At 58.5% G+C, this 16,858-nt stretch carries 17 protein-coding genes and 1 pseudogene; 3 read left to right on the plus strand and 15 right to left on the minus strand.

What is annotated here, in order from left to right; translation table 11 throughout:
* Positions 1–22 precede the first annotated feature (22 nt).
* On the plus strand, positions 23–535 hold the full coding sequence (locus tag DCC25_RS06770) for a DUF2505 domain-containing protein (protein WP_110101119.1): 513 nt from the start codon (positions 23–25) through the stop codon (positions 533–535).
* 1 nt (position 536) lies between these two features.
* Here DCC25_RS06770 and DCC25_RS11575 read toward each other — a convergent pair whose 3' ends face one another.
* From DCC25_RS11575 to DCC25_RS06790, 5 genes and pseudogenes are all read right to left on the minus strand, one after another.
* Positions 537–839, minus strand: a complete 303-nt coding sequence (locus tag DCC25_RS11575) for a hypothetical protein (RefSeq protein WP_158524750.1) — start codon at positions 837–839, stop codon at positions 537–539.
* A 113-nt stretch (positions 840–952) separates the two neighbouring features.
* Positions 953–1,105 (minus strand): annotated as a pseudogene (locus DCC25_RS11910) (TetR/AcrR family transcriptional regulator); the annotation flags it as partial.
* Entirely contained in the window at positions 1,092–2,567 is a 1,476-nt protein-coding gene (locus DCC25_RS06780) for an MFS transporter (RefSeq protein WP_110101121.1), read from the minus strand. The pseudogene DCC25_RS11910 and the gene DCC25_RS06780, both read right to left, overlap by 14 nt.
* Positions 2,568–2,676: 109 nt before the next feature.
* On the minus strand, positions 2,677–3,276 hold the full coding sequence (gene pth, locus DCC25_RS06785) for an aminoacyl-tRNA hydrolase (protein ID WP_110101173.1): 600 nt from the start codon (positions 3,274–3,276) through the stop codon (positions 2,677–2,679).
* Between the two features lie 29 nt (positions 3,277–3,305).
* Positions 3,306–3,947 (minus strand): 50S ribosomal protein L25/general stress protein Ctc, encoded by a 642-nt coding sequence (locus DCC25_RS06790; protein ID WP_110101122.1) that lies wholly within the window; start codon positions 3,945–3,947, stop codon positions 3,306–3,308.
* 296 nt (positions 3,948–4,243) lie between these two features.
* Between DCC25_RS06790 and DCC25_RS06795 the strand changes: the two genes are divergently transcribed.
* The gene (locus DCC25_RS06795; RefSeq protein WP_110101123.1) at positions 4,244–5,758 is read left to right on the plus strand and encodes a class I adenylate-forming enzyme family protein; all 1,515 of its coding nucleotides are present in this window, start codon (positions 4,244–4,246) and stop codon (positions 5,756–5,758) included.
* The gene (locus tag DCC25_RS06800; protein ID WP_110101124.1) at positions 5,755–6,984 is read left to right on the plus strand and encodes a beta-ketoacyl synthase; all 1,230 of its coding nucleotides are present in this window, start codon (positions 5,755–5,757) and stop codon (positions 6,982–6,984) included. Before DCC25_RS06795 ends, DCC25_RS06800 begins: the two co-directional genes overlap by 4 nt.
* On the opposite strand, the gene DCC25_RS06805 is transcribed toward DCC25_RS06800, so the two are convergent.
* The 10 genes from DCC25_RS06805 to glmU all read right to left on the minus strand — a co-directional run bounded on the left by DCC25_RS06805 (position 6,956) and on the right by glmU (position 16,834).
* Positions 6,956–7,501, minus strand: coding sequence for a histidine phosphatase family protein (locus DCC25_RS06805; protein WP_110098803.1), 546 nt, complete (start codon positions 7,499–7,501; stop codon positions 6,956–6,958). The genes DCC25_RS06800 and DCC25_RS06805 overlap by 29 nt on opposite strands.
* 27 nt (positions 7,502–7,528) lie before the next feature.
* Positions 7,529–8,644: an ABC transporter ATP-binding protein gene (locus DCC25_RS06810; RefSeq protein WP_110101125.1), complete on the minus strand. Its 1,116-nt coding sequence runs from the start codon at positions 8,642–8,644 to the stop codon at positions 7,529–7,531.
* A 65-nt stretch (positions 8,645–8,709) separates the two neighbouring features.
* Positions 8,710–10,302 (minus strand): iron ABC transporter permease, encoded by a 1,593-nt coding sequence (locus tag DCC25_RS06815; RefSeq protein ID WP_110101174.1) that lies wholly within the window; start codon positions 10,300–10,302, stop codon positions 8,710–8,712.
* Positions 10,303–10,378: 76 nt separating this feature from the next.
* The gene (locus tag DCC25_RS06820; protein WP_110101126.1) at positions 10,379–11,404 is read right to left on the minus strand and encodes an ABC transporter substrate-binding protein; all 1,026 of its coding nucleotides are present in this window, start codon (positions 11,402–11,404) and stop codon (positions 10,379–10,381) included.
* 52 nt (positions 11,405–11,456) lie between these two features.
* Positions 11,457–12,161: a metallophosphoesterase gene (locus DCC25_RS11915; RefSeq protein WP_158524751.1), complete on the minus strand. Its 705-nt coding sequence runs from the start codon at positions 12,159–12,161 to the stop codon at positions 11,457–11,459.
* Positions 12,155–12,313, minus strand: a complete 159-nt coding sequence (locus DCC25_RS11320; RefSeq protein WP_158524752.1) for a hypothetical protein — start codon at positions 12,311–12,313, stop codon at positions 12,155–12,157. Before DCC25_RS11320 ends, DCC25_RS11915 begins: the two co-directional genes overlap by 7 nt.
* Position 12,314: 1 nt before the next feature.
* Positions 12,315–13,049, minus strand: coding sequence for a tyrosine-protein phosphatase (locus DCC25_RS06830; RefSeq protein ID WP_110098807.1), 735 nt, complete (start codon positions 13,047–13,049; stop codon positions 12,315–12,317).
* Between the two features lie 183 nt (positions 13,050–13,232).
* Complete coding sequence (locus tag DCC25_RS06835) at positions 13,233–14,156, minus strand: MurR/RpiR family transcriptional regulator (RefSeq protein ID WP_110101128.1); 924 nt, start codon at positions 14,154–14,156, stop codon at positions 13,233–13,235.
* Positions 14,157–14,207: 51 nt separating this feature from the next.
* Entirely contained in the window at positions 14,208–15,188 is a 981-nt protein-coding gene (locus DCC25_RS06840; RefSeq protein ID WP_110098809.1) for a ribose-phosphate diphosphokinase, read from the minus strand.
* A gap of 155 nt (positions 15,189–15,343) precedes the next feature.
* Positions 15,344–16,834 (minus strand): bifunctional UDP-N-acetylglucosamine diphosphorylase/glucosamine-1-phosphate N-acetyltransferase GlmU, encoded by a 1,491-nt coding sequence (gene glmU / locus DCC25_RS06845; protein WP_199445894.1) that lies wholly within the window; start codon positions 16,832–16,834, stop codon positions 15,344–15,346.
* Positions 16,835–16,858: the final 24 nt, after the last annotated feature.

Genomic DNA, 16,858 nt, shown 5'->3' on the forward strand with positions numbered 1-16,858 from the left:
GCGGAGAGGACCAGCACCGATCATGGCTTTTGCGGAAAACATCACCGTGCATCACCCCGTAGCACACGTCTTTCAGGCGCTGACCTCACACGATTTTCATCGACACGCCACCGAGCAGGTCGGGGCAACCCTCACCGAGTTTCAGGTGGCTGACGGCGATGACGGGCGGGTGAAGGTGACGATAATTCCTCATCTCTCCGGCGAGGCCATCCAGCATAAGGTTCCCCATGCGCTGCGAAGCTTGGTCACAGACGGTGTGGAAATTCGGCAGGAAGTGGTCTGGTCTAGACCAGCTGAAAACGACTCGCGGACAGCATTGCTGAGGATTCTCATCCCCATCGCCCGTGCTGAAAGCACCGTCACCCAGACCCTGTCAGCAACCAGTACCAGCGACACGGATTATGCGGTTGAAGGAAATCTACAGTGCCATATCCCGTTCATCGGGTCCGCACTGGTTTCCACGCTCGAGCCCCAGGTGTCAAAGGTTATCGCCACACAAGCACGCGCCATCGATGCGTGGCTGGCCGAGCACTAGCTCAGCGGTCTGGTCGTTCGTCCGTGGCGGTTTGATCGATCTTGGCCAGGACGTGGTCCACCAACGCTTCCCGCTGGGATTCGCTGAGCCGATCCCCGTGGACGTAGTCGTGGAGCCACAGCCCGTCGGCCATTAACAACACGAGGAAACGCTCGAGCCCCAAAGTCCCGGCGCTGTCGATCTCCGCCGGGGAGGGGACCCAACGTTGATCCACCGCTTGCCAGATAGCGGCCAGTTCCGGGTTCGACCGGGCATCAATTTCCAACAGGAGTTCGGTTTTGGTGGCACTGCGTCGCAGGGACACCACGACGGCGCGCGCAGGCGCTGGGACCCCGTGAGTTGCTCGGCGGGGCCACCCCCGGCTGCTTCGAGTTCGGCTTCCCACTGATCCGCCATATACTGATGCACCGCGCGCATCATTTCCTCGCGGGAGGGAAAATGGTAGATGATCCCGGATTTCGACAGCCCGGAGGATTGGGCCAACGCATCATAAGACACCGAATCCAGGCTTCCGGCCTCAATGAGGTCAATAGCGGTGCGGATGATTTTGGTTTTCTTACTCGGTCGCATCAGCTTCCTTCGGGTTGCCTCGGAAACACCAGGCGGTCACCAGGGCACCGATGAGGCCCACGGTCGCTACTATGCCCAAAATGCTGAGATAGGCCTGATCGTAGGCGGCAACGGCTTGCTCGCCATACATTGGGTGATCGACCCCGTGGTCCGCGTCTGCGGCTACCGGTGCTGGGGCGTTCATGCTGTAGAGCAGGGGCATCACCGAGCCAAAAACGGCCACCGCAACCAAGGTGCCGAACTCGTAGGAAACCGCTTCCACAGAGGAGGCCATCCCCGCCTTGGACGGGGGTGCCGATCCTAGGATGGCAGTCGACGAGACCGAGGTTGCCAGGCCACCACCTAGACCCACCAGGATCATACTGCCCAGGAACAAGGGCACCACATCGAGGGTGAACGTCCACATACTCACTCCCAGTCCCACCACGATAAGCAGGAACCCGCCGGTAATCAGCGGACGGAAACCGACCCTGTGGAGTACCGAGCCACCTAATAACGCGGTAGGAATCGCCGGCAGAGCCACGGCAGCCACCATTGCGCCGGCTTGCAAGGGGGTGAGACCGCCAGCGGTCTGGAACCGCTGGGTGGTCATAAGTTCCACGCCGGAAAGCGCCACCATGATCAACACCGCGGTCAGCGTGCCGCCGGTGAAGACTGGGTCACGGAAAATCGACAATTCTAACAGCGGGTGGGTGAGCAAGCGCTGGCGAAACCAAAACAACACAAAACCAATCACGGCAATGACAAGAGCGACCGATAGCACCCAGGCATTCCGCTGAGGATTGGCTAGTTCTTTAATGCTCATCACGAACCCCGCCATAGCAAACATCATCAACAGCGATGACACCAGATCCCAATGCCGTTCTGGGTGTGCCACGTTCGGTGGGGCAACCGCGATGGTGGCAATCACCGTGATGATGACGATGGGGACGTTGAGCAAAAACACCGAGCCCCACCAGAAGAACTCCAGGAGTAAACCACCCAGCACCGGACCGGATGCGGCGCCCACGACCGCCACCGACCCCCAGATGGCCACTGCGACGTTGCGTTCTTTAACGTCACGGAATGTTAGTCGCACGAGTGCGAGACTCGCTGGCATCATGGTGGCAGCTCCCACGCCGAGGGTTGCCCGGGCGACAATTAGCGTCCAGGCGTTGGGCGAGAAGGCCGCCAGCAAGGAACCGGCACCGAAGATACTGACGCCCAGTAAGAACATGAGCCGATGACCGATTTTATCTCCGAGTGTGCCGGTGCCCAGTAACAGCCCTGATAGTACCAGGGGGTAGGCATTGATGATCCAGAGACCTTGCAGTTCACTGGTGCCGAGCTCATCGCGCAGTACCGGTAATGCGGTATAGAGGATTGAGTTATCAGCACCCACCAAAAATAGTGCGGCGGAGATGATGGCCAAAAAGGCCCAACGCTGACCGGGCGTTGAGGTTTCAGCTTGAAGACGAGTCATCACCCCCAAAACTATACCAACCGTTCGGTACAGTTACTATCTCAGAGATCCGTCACAGATGGTGAGATATCAAACAGTTCTCGGTCCTAGCAGACAGGTGGGCCCAAGGCTAGTGGAAACGGTTTTGTGTGGGAGTCAAGCCGTCAGTAATGAGACTTTCGACAGCATCAGCTGCTGTGGATACATGCAACGGTAGCACCTGGCGTTGAGTGGAATTGAAAGGCTTGAGCACGTAGCTGGATACGTCCATGGCTCCGGGGGGCCGTCCGATTCCGGCCCGAACGCGGTAATAGTTTTTATCGCCTATACACTGCGTGATGGATTTCAGTCCGTTATGACCGCCATCTCCCCCACCGCGTTTGATGCGCAGGCGATCGAAATCGATATCGAGCTCGTCGTGGACCACAATGAGCTGGTCCAGTGGCACTTTAAAGAAAGTGGTCAACGCTTTGACGGGACCACCAGAGAGATTCATGTAGGTAGCTGGTTTGGCCACCAGGACTTTCTCTCGAGTTTCTCCCAGCCGCAGGGTGGCCAACGCGTTCTGTGTTTTATGAGCCCGGAAGCTTCCGCCATAGCGCTCGACGAGCTCATCGGCCACCATGTGACCAATATTGTGCCGAGTGCTGTGGTATTTGTCACCGGGGTTGCCCAGTCCCACCACCAGCCAGGGGCTGGTGGTGGACGCTGAGCTTCTGCCTAAACGCATCGGCACCATATATCTCCGTGACGAGACACTTAGTCGTCGCTGTTTTCAGAGCCCTGGCTGTTGGCCTCGTCGCCAGAAGCGGCCTCGTCGCCCTCAGTACCTGCTTCGGGCTCTTCACCCAGGTCCTGCTCGACGATCTCGTCGACGGTAGCGATTACAGCGTCATCTTCCAGTTGCAGCGAAGTGCCAGCCGGCAGCTGCACGTCGGAAGCCAGCACGTGGTTGCCGCCTTCGCGTCCTTCTACCGAGACGGTCACAGAATCCGGCAGGTCCAGCGCGTCGGCTTCGATCGGCAGGGAGGCTTCTTCCAAGAAGTAGGTGAAGCCAGGTGCCACTTCGCCTTCGACCTCAACGGGCACGTCAACAACCACCTTTTCACCGCGACGCACGATCAGCAGGTCAACGTGCTCGATCTTTTCTTTCAGCGGGTTGCGCTGAATATCTTTGGCCAGTGCCATGATCTCTTCACCGTCAGCGGTGAGTTTCAGCAATTGGTTGGGGGTCCGCAAAGCCATGAAGGTGTCGTACTCAGGCATCAGAATGTGGCGCGGCTCTGAACCGTGACCGTAAATGACGGCCGGGATTTTGCCTTCGCGGCGCGCCTGGCGGGATGCACCCTTGCCAGTATCGGTGCGAAATTCGACATTGATGTTGACGGTATCAATCGCCATAATGAGTCCTCCTGTTAATACTCACGAGCTAGTGCTCATCACGACCAGGCAGGAACAAAGAGAATCTGTGATACGCCGAGCATGAAGACAGCTGGCAACGGTGATCTCATCAGCCTCGTCGATAACGGAGCAAGTCTGCTCCCTCGCCTGGGCAACTGTTGCATTCTAGCATGAGCGCACTGGCTTCGACCACTTCAACCTCGCCTGAGCGATGTGTTTAGATAGCAAGGAACGCCGGGACAGTCTCCGGCACGGCCTGTCCAATCCGTGGTGAAGTGGTAAGGGGGTGTCGACTTATGCCCTTTGTACAATCAGTTCTGACCCGCGCAATCGAGACCCCCGAGCGCATCGCCCTCGCCGATGACCAGGGTCAATACATTACCTATGGTGAGCTGCTGAGCTCATCCCGCACCACAGCGTCACGACTCCAGCAGGTGGCGCGGGAAACCCCGGACAGCCCTCACCAGGATCTTGCCGGTTACCCGGTCGTGGCGTTGTGTCTGCACGATGCGTTGACCACCGTACGTCTCTTTGCCGAGCTCAGTATGGGCCCGGTGGTGCTCAGCGTGCTGAATCCAAGGGACTGGCACGACCAGCTGTGGGGCAATATCTCCTCTGCCGGTATCACTGTGGTAGTCACCGATGACCAGACTTTCTCCCAGTATCTTCGTACCCACGGCTTTCCTGGAACGGTGCTCGGCCCGCAACTGTTGCTGGCACCAGACGTGGATCCCAAAGACACCACGGTTCTGCAGGATGCAGATCCCTATCTCGTGTTGTTTTCCTCGGGGACGACGGGACAACCCAAAGCATTTATCAAAACCCGGGGCGAGTACCGGGCCAATTACCGGGCCTCGCACCAACGACTCCAGGTAGCAGGTCACACAACACTGGCCCCCGGAACGTTGTCGTATAGCCTCATCCTCTACGCGGTGGTCGAGGCACTGGGCGCTGGTGAAACCTGCGTGGTGACCGGCCGGGCGCATTTTCGGCACATGACCGCAGCCTTCACCCACTGGCCAATCACCCGCGTCGTGGCGGCACCGGCCGTCTTGCTGGGCATTCTGGAGGCCGCCGGGAATCAGACCGAACGGCTAGGGAATCTTCAGGTACTGGTCACCGGAGGTTCGGCAGTCCCTCAAGCATTACGCGACCGGGTCGCGGAGAAAGTGCCGCGCGCAAAACTGATCAACTACTTTGGCACCGGAGAAATCGGATTCATTGCCGATTCCACACCGGATCCCTGCGGGATCAGCTATTCCAACCGGTTACGCCTCTATGACCACGTCACTGCCCAGGTCCGAGACACCACCAACCGGGTCTTGGCCGAGAACTGTCTGGGGCAGCTGTGGTTTCGCGCCCCGTCGGCGTCAGCACGGTATCTCAATTCCCCTGCCCAACTCAGCGACGAATTCGGTTGGCGCACCGTGGGTGACTGGGGGATGGTGCAGGATCGGTGGATTCAGTTAGCTGGCCGTGGCGACGAGATCGTCACCACCGGGGCCAACACCATCAGCCTCGTCGAGGCCGATGACAGGCTGGCTCAAGCTCTTGGCCCCCTGGTCACGGGGGCAACAGCCACCGTCGGTTTGCCCGATCCACGTCTGGGCGTGATCATCGCCGGGGTGATCGAAACTCCACAGGCGCCCACAAAATCCGAATTGGTGGCCCTCGCCCGCGACAACATCCCGGAGCCCTTCCGACCACGGCGCTGGTACTCCATCGCCCGTTTCCCACGGACCAGCTCAGAGAAAATTCAACGCCGACGCCTCACCCAACTCATTGATGAGGGAAAGGCCCACCGGTTATGAGTATCCACCAGGTTGGCATCACCGGGATGGGCGCGGTGAGCGCAGCTGGGCACGGGACCGCTAGGCTCTGGCATTCTGTAACTGACGGGCACCATCTGTTCAGCCCCCTGCCGGAGTCTCTCGTACAGCAAACCGGTGTCCGCGTAGCTGCCACAGCTGAGCCGATCGATGCCACCGACATCTTTGACCCACCGTTATCGAACCGGGTGGATCAGGCTGTGGTGATGGCAATCTGTGCAGCCGATCAGGCCCTGGGGTATTCCGGCACCCCCACATCCGATGAACCTTTTTTTGGCGGGGACATTATTGCCGCCAGCGCCAACGGACCGGTGACAACAATTCACCGCGCGGTCGAAGCCATCACCTCCGGCGTCTCGCGAGCGCCCGCGATCCCAGCGGTCCTAACGGCCTCCCCCGATACGGTGGCCACACTGGCCGCCCAACGCTATGGCAGTCATGGCGGGACCGAAGCGGTGAGTGCCACGTGCGCGTCCTCCACGATCGCGCTCGTGACCGCTTTGCGCCGGATACGCCACGGTTATGCCCGCCGCGTGCTGGTAATCGGCTATGAAGACGCGGTGAATCCGGTGAATCTGACCGGTAATGCATTGGTTGGGGCGCTGAGCAAGAATGCAAATCCGGATCAGATCTGCCGACCTTTCGATGCCGCACGCGATGGGTTCGTGATGGCTTCCGGCGCGGTGGCATTACTCCTGGAAGCCGACCCGGCCCGTCCCCTGGCGCTGTTGGCCGGAGGCGGGATGGGCCAGGATAGTTTTCATCCCACCGCGGCAGACCCCACCGGTCGCTGGGCCGGACAGACGATCGCTGATGCTCTAGCGGATGCCGGTCTCGAACCGTACCAGATCGGACAGATCAGCGCTCACGCTACCTCCACTCCCCGTGGGGATGCTGCCGAAGTAGCTGCTTTATCACGAATTTTTGGCGCGTGCCTTCCCGGTGTGCCGGTCACCGCACTCAAGTCGGTGACCGGTCACTTGATGGGCGGATCCGGTGCTTTGCAGGTGGCCATGGCGGTTGAGTCTATTTGTGCCGGGCTCATTCCGGGCACCCGGAATCTTCAGCACCCAGATTTTTCTGATCAGATTCAGGTGGTGACATCCACACAACATTGGCAACCCTCGGCGGTGTTGGCTCCCAGCTTCGGTTTTGGTGGCCACAATGCTGCGGTGGTGATCACACCAGTCGAGAGTCAATCGCCCTAATTTCGGCGTTAGCGATCCGGGGGTGTGGCTCTCCAGTGAGTTGCTCGAGCATGACTCGAATCAGTGCCCCGTGACTAATAATGACCACCGGGGCATCACCGTAGCGGGTTTTAAGCTCTCGCAGTGCCCGCACCCCACGTCGCCCCGCCTCCGCACGTGGTTCACCACCGTCCATCAGAGCCTGACGTTGCTCATCGGACAATCCCCGTACATCCCGGCCTTCCGCACTGCCGTAGGATCGTTCAATCAGCCCAGGTTCGATGTGGACCTCGACTCCCCCGATCCGGGTGGCGATAATCTGTGCGGTTTCTTGTGCCCGAGACAGTGGCGAGCTAATCACCGCCGTGGGACGCAGATTTGCCAGTTCCTCAGCTGCCAAAACCGCTTGGGCGCGACCGGTGTCATTGAGCGGAATGTCGGTGCGTCCCTGCATCCGGCCGGCCTTATTCCAATCAGTTTGACCGTGGCGGACGAGATACCAGGTAGCACCTGGCTGAGGGCGGTCTTGGTCGTGCACGCAAGAGATCCTGTTCGCTGGATTGATTTAGTTCAAGTATACGTGTGCGGATTGAATCACGGGCTGGACCAGCTCGCCCGGTTGCCGAACCGGTTGATCCGGATCGCCAAAAACACGCACCTCCGTGTCTCCCCATTCGAGCGCGGTTTCGGTCCGATCGCGACCTTGCAAGATCGAGGTGACTCGCGCCACCTGCACATCGTCTCCGTCGGGCTGAGACACCGACTCCAGGCGAATATGGTAGGGGTCGACGCTAGCGATAGCTCGTTGCCTGCCGGCACCAGCCTGCACGTCATCAACGAAACTGACCTTCGCGGGAGCATGATCCGTGCCAGCAGTGTACAGGTTCACCCCCGGGTGGTCCGGATAGAACCGACCCGATGAGATACTTCCTGGAAACAGCGTCGCATCATTAAGAAAGCCAGCCACAAAACTTGACGCGGGACTGGCCGTCATCTGGCTTGCGGTACCAACTTGGACAATTCGGCCCTGATCCATCACCACCACACGGTCGGCAATCGCTAGTGCTTCAGAGCGGTCGTGGGTCACGTGCACCGCGGTGAGACCTTGCTCGGTGGTGAGCCTGCGAAGTTCCAGGCGAAGCCGAGCGCGAAGCGGCTCGTCTAAGGCCGACAACGCTTCGTCAAGCAAAAGTGCTGACGGCTCTGCGACGATTGCGCGGGCCAATGCAACTCGTTGTCGCTGTCCTCCGGACAACTGTGTGGGCTTGCGCTGAGCGAACTCCACCAGTCCCACGTCCTCGAGTATCTTCTCGACCCGCGCCGAAATTTCTGCCGAGCGCAGTCCGGCACGTTTGAGAGGATACGCCACATTCTCGCTGACGCTCATATGAGGCCATACCGCGTGGTCTTGGAATACCATACCCAGTTGACGTCGATGTGGTGGTACCCAGATATCGGAAGCAAATAGGGTCCGTCCACCCAACGTTATCCGTCCACTCAGCGGTCGGATGAACCCTGCCAGTGTGCGCAACAAGGTGGTTTTACCGGATCCGGAGGGCCCGACCAGGGCGATAAATTCTCCATCGGCGATGTTAAGCGAAATATCTTGAAGAGCTAGCTGTGATTCCGGGGTGGCACTGTTATAGCTGTGGTTGAGTTGCGAAATGCTGATATCAGACATAAGAAGCAATCATCTTTCGAACGTAGAGGCGAAGCAAGACCAGCAAGAACAAAGAACGACAGACATCAGCTGGCACGGCGGGAGCCCAACCACCCGGCAAAGGACAGCCCGATCATGCCGACCAGAGCAACCACCACCGCCAGCGCAGAGGCCGCGTTGTAGTTACCGGCTTGTTGCAGGTTGAATATGGTGACACCCAGCGTTTGCGATCCCGGTGCGACCAGCAGAATGGAAATGGTGAGTTCTCGGACTGCAGTGAAGAATACAACGATGATGCCGGTGATCACCGCGGGAGTCACCATTCTGGCAGTGATGTCCAGCACCGCTCGGGCATGAGTAGCTCCCGAAATCTGAGCTGATTCTTCCAAAGAGGACGAAATGGTGGCCAACGGTGCGCGGACCTGCTGGACAACGAGGGCTATGAAAGCCATGACATACGCGCCGAGAATCACCCACGGGGTATTGAAGATCTTGAACATCGGGGCAATGAGCAACCATCCCACCGCGATCACCAGTCCGGGCAAGGCCTGAGGCAACGTTGCGAGCACGTCGATCGCAGGGTTGAGTCGGGATCGAGATCTGGTCAGCACGATCCCAACCAACAACCCCAGCACCCCACAAATCACGGCCGCGGAACCGGCCAACATCAGCGAATTCTGGAGGCCCTGAACGGCCCCGCGGGAGGTGAGAGCGGAACCAAAATTGTCAAACGTCAGGTTCTCCCAGATCAAGGGGACTCCCGGGGCCGGCAGTAGAGCTTGCACGCTCAGCGCAACCATAGGGACGATACAGATAAGCACGATCCATGCCCACAGTGTCGCGCTGAGCAGGTATTGCATGCCCCGGCCTGGATGGGCTTTCTGCGCTACGGCTGTATCGGATAGCTGTGAGGCTGTCGGCATGCGACGTTGCGCGAGGATGGTTACGAGCGCGACGACCAGAAGCACCATTCCGATCGCCGAGGCTGCTGGAAGAGGATTCGAAATGGTTGCCGAGGCGAGGTAGCGGTATACCAGCGTGGTGAGCGTGGTATAACCCTCCGGCAGACCAATCAAAGCGGGGATACCAAAGTCGGAAAGATTCGCCACCAAGGTGAGGATCAAGGCGGCAACGATCCCAGGTCGCATCAGTGGCAGAGTCACGGTGGTCATGACCTTGAACGTCGAGGCACCTGAGATTCTTGCGGCTTCCTCAAGGTTGCCGGGGACCCGACGCAACGCCGTCGAGACCACGAGAAAAGCCGTGGGATAGGAGTGAATGGTGAGTAGGAGGATCACGCCGGATCCACCGAAGATGCTGAGATTCGCCTCGAGACCCATCTGTTCCAAGATCCGGTTGACAGGACCGTTGACCCCTAAGAGCGCCATCCATGCCATCGCGCCGATGAAGGGCGGAATCAAAAAGGGAATAAGCAACAACCAACGAATGAGTTGGGCGCCGGGGATGATCAACCGGTCTAAGACTATGGCGAAGATCACCCCCAGCGTGGTCGCGATCATCGCGGAGATGGTAGCTGAGACCACCGAATTCGTGAGCGCTTCTAGCACCGCGGGGTCGGAAAAAACCGTCAAAGCTGTGGGATCAATTCCCACCTTGATCAGCGCAACCAGCGGAACAACAACAATGAGTACCAGGGCCAGAACAACTGCCCATCGCATGATGAACAAGCCATCGGCACGTCCTGTGCGAGTTCTCGGAGCCACGTTACCCGCGGTGCTAGCCAGCTGACTCACCTTACTTCAGCAATCCATTGAAATAGGACACGGCTTCATCCTGTTCAGCCGCAATTTCTTCCAAATCAGGATCCATCAGATTAAGATCTGCCAGCTCCGGAGCCCCCTCAGGAACCCCCACGTCATCACGAACCGGAAGGTAGGACTGTTCAGCAGCCATCTGCTGTCCGTCTTCGGAAATCAAGAAATCCACGAACTGATTAGCCAGTTCCTGGTTGTCACTATCAGCAAACACACCCGCCGGCTGTGACACATAAGGTGCGCCATCTTCCGGGTATACGACTTTTACCGGCGAACCTTGATCAGCCAGGTCGCGAATGACGTAATCCACCACGATGCCAAGGCCGGTGGTCCCTTCACCCACGGCCTGTCCTACGGGACCATTGGATTCCAAGATGGTGGGATCATTGGCGACCAAGTCCTCGAGCCATTGATCTCCTAGCTCATCACTCGAACGCCAAACCGCCGTGTTGAATGCGGCGGCACCAGATACGTCCGGGTTGGGCATCGCTATTTGACCTTCATAGTCCGAATTGGTGAGGTCCTGCCATAAGCTCGGTTCATCCTCTTCGGAAATAACGTCTGTATTGACAGCAATAATCGTCGGAATGAGTCGGGTCCCGACCCAGTAGTTGTCTTCATCGACGTAGGAGTCATCAAGCGAATCGGTGTTCTCCAAATTCAGCTCGGCAAGATCACCTTCTGCGGCGTAATCTTCGAAAGTGGGCACATCCGCTGCCAAAATGACATCGGCTTGAATCTCGCCGGTTTCTTTTTCGCTGGCCACACGAGTCTTCAGCTCACCCGTGCCAGCACGGAACACGTCAATTTCTGCGTCGGGATTAACCTCCGCAAAGGCATCAATGATCTCGTCGATTTTCTCTTGCGGTTCTGAGGTGTAAACGGTCAGGGTGTTATCCCCAGAGTCAGACTCGTTCATCTGTTCCTGCGCTTCATCAGCGCAGGAGCTCAAGGCAAGAGCAGGAATGAGAACAAGCGGAGCGAGCAGTTTGGTGGTTTTTTTCATGGTTTCCTCCTCAACGTTTGTCGGTGAACAGTGGTTTCGGGTTGGTCAGGGTTTAGGGGGACGAGGGAGAAGCCTCCAGAGTGAAAACCACTCTGGATGGTTCTGAACAGGGAAGAAGGCTGCTCACGATATCCGGGGGCCCTGGGGGTTCTCGTTCAACGCGAACGAATCCAAAGACCGCCCGCGCCAGGATTGTTTCTCCGGGGGCTAGGGGGTCGTTGCTATAGGAGATTCCGGGAGCAACGCTGACCGGGATTCCGGCAAAGCTGCCGTATTGATTCAGGTGGTAATGTCCGCTCAGGATCAGACAAACCCGCGAACCGGTCATAATCTCTGCGAGCCGCCGGCGAGAGTCAGAATCCAGGAGACCGCGGTGACGCAGGCCGGCGATCATCCCCGGTACCGGCGGATGGTGCAGAACTAAAACAATGTCCTCGGTGCCGTCTTGGCGGATGTGGTGTTCTAGCCAATCCAATGAGGTGGTCTCAAGCCAACCGTGTGGGTGGCCATAACCATGGGTATTGAGCCCGATGAGTCGCAGACCGGGTACCGCGATGATGCTATTGCTTGCATCGTGGGGATCAGTATGGCTGGTGTCAGGATCGTGAAAACGAGCATCGATCGCCCCCGGTTCATCGTGGTTACCTGGAACGACAAGGATCGGACAGCCCAAGCGCCTTCGTTGCTCGGTAAGAAAACCAGCGACTTCAGCGTAGGCATCATGGCCACGCTGGCATAGGTCGCCACTGATTACCACGGCATCCGGTAAACCAGCGTCACCGCGGGCGAGAGGGCCTCGAATGTTTGACGCAGTTGCCCCCAGGGGTCGATTGAGCCACCATACAGGGTCTGCTGGTTTTCGGTCAGGTGCGGGTCGGTTAAGTGAGCTATGTGCCATGAGTCTGCCATCTCAGGCCCCCTTCGGCTCTCGCCTCGCATGCAGATGCTCAGCCAGTACGCGTTGCTCAGGAAGGCTGAAACCAACGCAGTCAAGAAAACGCGCGACTGAACCGTAACGATGGTCTAGGTGTTCCAGTAAGTGCCTCATCGCTGAGGCGGGGCTGAGGGTATGCAATCTGAGGGCCTGAGAGAATTCTTCAGACGAGGTATCCCATTGACTCGACATCTCGGTAGCGACTTGTGCGTGGTAACTGTCCGGTAGCTCGTCAGCACTGCGGGCATAATCGGCAACAATGATGTCCCGGTGTATTCCTGCCACCGAAAGAACCAGCGCTGCCACAAGTCCCGTGCGGTCCTTTCCGGCAGTGCAGTGAATGAGTACGCCATCATCGAGCGCCATTGTGACAGCTTTTAACACGCAGACGAGTTGAGCACCGCGTTGGGTGATGAGTCTGGAATAGACCTGCAAAATGGGCTCGTCTCTGGGAACTGGTCCCCGATAGAGCGGAATATTGATATAGCCAACGTGCTCTGGCAGTGTGTCCGGGCGCTGAAGGATCTCTTCTGGCTCACGCAGGTCGATCACGGTCCCAATCCCATCGACGGCGCACAATTCGGGAGCGGAGAGTTGAAGTTTCCCCGGAACCGACGAGCGGTAAATCTTAGCGGGGCCCTTGGCTGTGCTGGTCACTCCGGGAAGAGGGCGCAGGTTATGAATACTGTTGGGATCGCCCCACGGTGCCATCTCGCCCTCCTCACGGTATATTTCTCAACGAGGCCCACACATTTCATCGTTACTTTATCGATGAAACGGTGTTACACCCCAGTAGAACGAGCGAAGATAAATACACCGTGAACGGGTCGCGACAACGGTTTAACAATCTCAGCTAACCGATGTGACGATTGTTACCACGTGAGATTTTTTCGATTAATCCTCGACCTCAGAGATGTCAGGTTCGAGCGCGTCGGACAGTAGCGGACCCAGTTTTTCTGAAGGTCCCATGTGAGGTTCGGCATCGTGAAACACGAGACGCTGAGCGGCGAGACCTAAGATGTTGAGCACCAAGGTGTGGGAAATTCTGGACACCAGCACTTCCTGGTCGTCGTTTCGGCTTCCAGCAGTCAACGTCAGGTCTGCTTGTTGAGCCAGAGGAGAAATCCCAGAGCTCGTAATAGCGATAATGAGTGCCCCCGCAGTTTGGGCGGCTCGCACGGAGTCGAGAGTGTGTTTATTGGCTCCCGAGTAGCTCACCGCAATACAGACATCCCGCTCAGAGAGCATCCGAGCAGTAAATTGTTGCCCCAGGACATCGACGGGGGCCACGGCGGTTAAGCCTGACATGGTGTAGCGTAGCGCGGCCTCTTGGGCCGGAATTGCTGAACCTCCGGTGCCGACTAACAGAATGGTCTTCGCCGACGCCACCGCAGTGACCGCCTGCTCCATGACCTCGCTGGCAAGCATTCGCTCAGTCAGGGCGATTTCGCTCCGGGCAGCAGCAAAAACATCTCGACTCAACAACTGCAACGCGGACAGCTGCACGGCACCGCTGACCTGCCCCTGGGCAGTGGCCACCTGCGACTGGTCAGCTTGGGCGAGAAGAGACCGAGAGATCTCATCCTTCAGCCTCTGAAAGCCTGAATAGCCCAAATTCTGTGCGGCTCGCACGACGGTAGCCGCCGATGTTTGAGCGCGAGCAGCCAGATCGGTGGCAGATAGATCAGGTATCTGTTCGAATGCCTCGATGACTGCCACGATGACTTTACGTTCCGCCGGGCCCAGATAGGTCGCGTCAGTTTTCAGACGCTCTATCAGCGATCTGGGTGTCTGCGCAGGCGAGTGTGGGACCATCATGGACTCGACAAAGTAACGAGGGCCGGCTAGTGATCGGCCGATCGCCAGTTCTTAGGCGTTGCCGTCGAACAGGCTGGTGACAGAACCGTCTTCGAAGACTTCCTTGATGGCCCGGGCTATCAGTGGAGCGATGGAAAGCACGGTGAGGTTCTCGAACTTTTTGGCCGCCGGAATCGGTAAGGTATTGGTAACCACCACTTCACGGGCCCCGCACTCGGCTAACCGCTGGGCGGCAGGATCGGAGAAGACCGGGTGAGTAGCGGCAATAATGACATCTTTCGCCCCGGCTTCTTTCAGCACTCGCACCGCACCGGCGATGGTGCCACCGGTATCGATCATGTCGTCGATCAGCACACAGGTGCGACCCTCGATCTTCCCGACCACGGTTTTCGACTCAGCTTTGTTCGGAGTGGTCAGGTCACGGGTCTTGTGTACGAAAGCCAGCGGGACACCGCCCAGCCGATCGGCCCACTGCTCGGCCACCCGCACGCGTCCCGTATCCGGAGAGACCACCGTAACCTCGGAGTCGCCAACCTTGCCACGAATGTAATCGGCCAGGATGGGCACTGCGAACAGGTGATCCACCGGTCCATCGAAGAACCCCTGAATTTGAGCGGTGTGCAAGTCCACCGACATAATGCGGTCGGCACCAGCGGCCTTATAGAGATCAGCGACCAGGCGTCCGGAAATAGGTTCGCGTCCACGCCCCTTTTTGTCCTGACGCGCGTACGGGTAGAAGGGCGAGACCACGGTGATCCGTCGTGCTGAGGCACGCTTCATCGCATCGACGAGCAAGAGCTGCTCCATCAGCCAGTTGTTTAACGGTGCTGGGTGCGCCTGGATGACGAAACAGTCTTTACCACGCACCGATTCGCCGGGGCGAACGTAAATCTCCCCGTTGGCAAAGTCGTAGGCTGACAGCGAGAGAAGCTCAGTACCCAAGGCCTCGGCAATTTCATCGGCCAACTGGGGATGCGCCCGGCCCGAAGCCAGGACCAGCTTCTTATTTTCGTGATGACTAATCTCGCTCAACGATCGACTCCCTCGACAGAAATGTGCGTGCGATAGTTCTTGCAAACTACACTATGTAGTTTTTGTCCTCAACGGCAGGCCTGAGAGGTTCTTGTCTTCCCGTCGCCGTTGTGGAAGTTGTGTTGTGGCTCGTCATCACAGCGAGATGCTAGTGACTAGTTCGCGGACCGGTCGCCATCGGTGTGTTCAGATGCTTCTCCAGCGGCTTCTGCGGCTCGAGCGGCAGCCGTACCGGGACGCTTGGTGATGGTCCAATTCTCAATGGTGCGCTGAGAAACCTGGTTGATGGCCAGGGCCCCAGCGGGCACATTGTCTCGTACCACAGCGCCCGCACCCGTGTAGGCGCCATCGCCGATTTCTACCGGAGCAGTAAAGACGGTATTAGATCCAGTGCGCACCTCGGAACCGATCACGGTGCGATGCTTATTGACCCCGTCATAGTTTGCGGTGATATTGCCACATCCAATATTGGTGTTCTCTCCAATCTCGGCGTCGCCGGCATACCCCAGGTGGGAGAGTTTAGACCCAGCGCCTACGGTGACATTCTTGGTTTCATAAAAGGCACCGATTTTGCCGTTTTCTCCCAGGACGGTACCGGGGCGCAGATAGGTGAATGGTCCCACTTTAGCTCCCGCAGCAATCATTGCCTCGGTCCCATCGGTACGCTTGACGGTCGCGTGCTGACCGACATGGACATCGGTCAGCGTGGTGTCTGGGCCAATGGTGGCGCCGGGAGCAATCCGAGTAGAGCCGTGGAGCTGGGTTCCCGGCTTAATGGTGACGTCGGCGGCCAGCTCAACCTCGATGTCAATCCAGGTGGTGGCCGGGTCAACGATGGTCACGCCCTGACGCATCCAAAAATCAGTGATCCGACGATTCAGTTCGGCGCCCAAGGCTGCCAGCTGACGACGGTCGTTCGCGCCTTCAACCTCCCACACATCGGTGGTGACCCAACTGGCGACCCGGCCGCCCTCGGCGCGGGCCAGGCTAAGCACATCCGTCAAGTACTTCTCACCCTGAGCGTTATCGGTGGAGACCTCGGCCAGCGTACGAGCCAGCACTTGAGCGTCGAAAGCATAGATCCCAGAGTTGATCTCGTGGATGTTCACCAGCGAGTCATCGCCGGTTTCCTCGGCATGACGTAGCGCGTCCTTGTGCTCGACGATGCGCTCCACAAGGCCCTGGTCATCGCGGACGATACGACCGTATCCGGTGGGGTCGGAGACCTCTGCGGTCAGCACGGTCACGGCGTTACCCTGGTCATGGTGACAGGCCACCAGCGTGCTCAGGGTTTGCGGGGTCAGCAACGGGACGTCACCGTAGGTGACTACCACGGTTCCGGTCGTGTCGGCCGGCAGCGCCTGGAGCCCTTGTTCCACGGCCCGACCGGTGCCCGGAATCTCGTCCTGGTCGGCGATAACAACCTCGGGCACGAGTTCTTGCAGGTGTGCCACCACACGATCGCGTTCGTGACGCACTACCGCCACGAGATGTTCAGGGTTGAGGCTCTGAGCTGCGTGAAGCGCATGGCCAACGAGTGAGCGCCCGCCGATTTGATGCAGGATTTTCGGAGTAGAAGATTTCATCCGAGTGCCCTGGCCGGCCGCCAGAACGATCACGGCTACTGGAGCGGGAGGCTGAGTCACCTGGTCACTTCCTTTGGTCATCGG

This window comes from Auritidibacter sp. NML120636 (assembly GCF_003185945.1).
In the GTDB taxonomy this organism is placed as follows: Bacteria; Actinomycetota; Actinomycetes; order Actinomycetales; family Micrococcaceae; genus Auritidibacter; species Auritidibacter ignavus.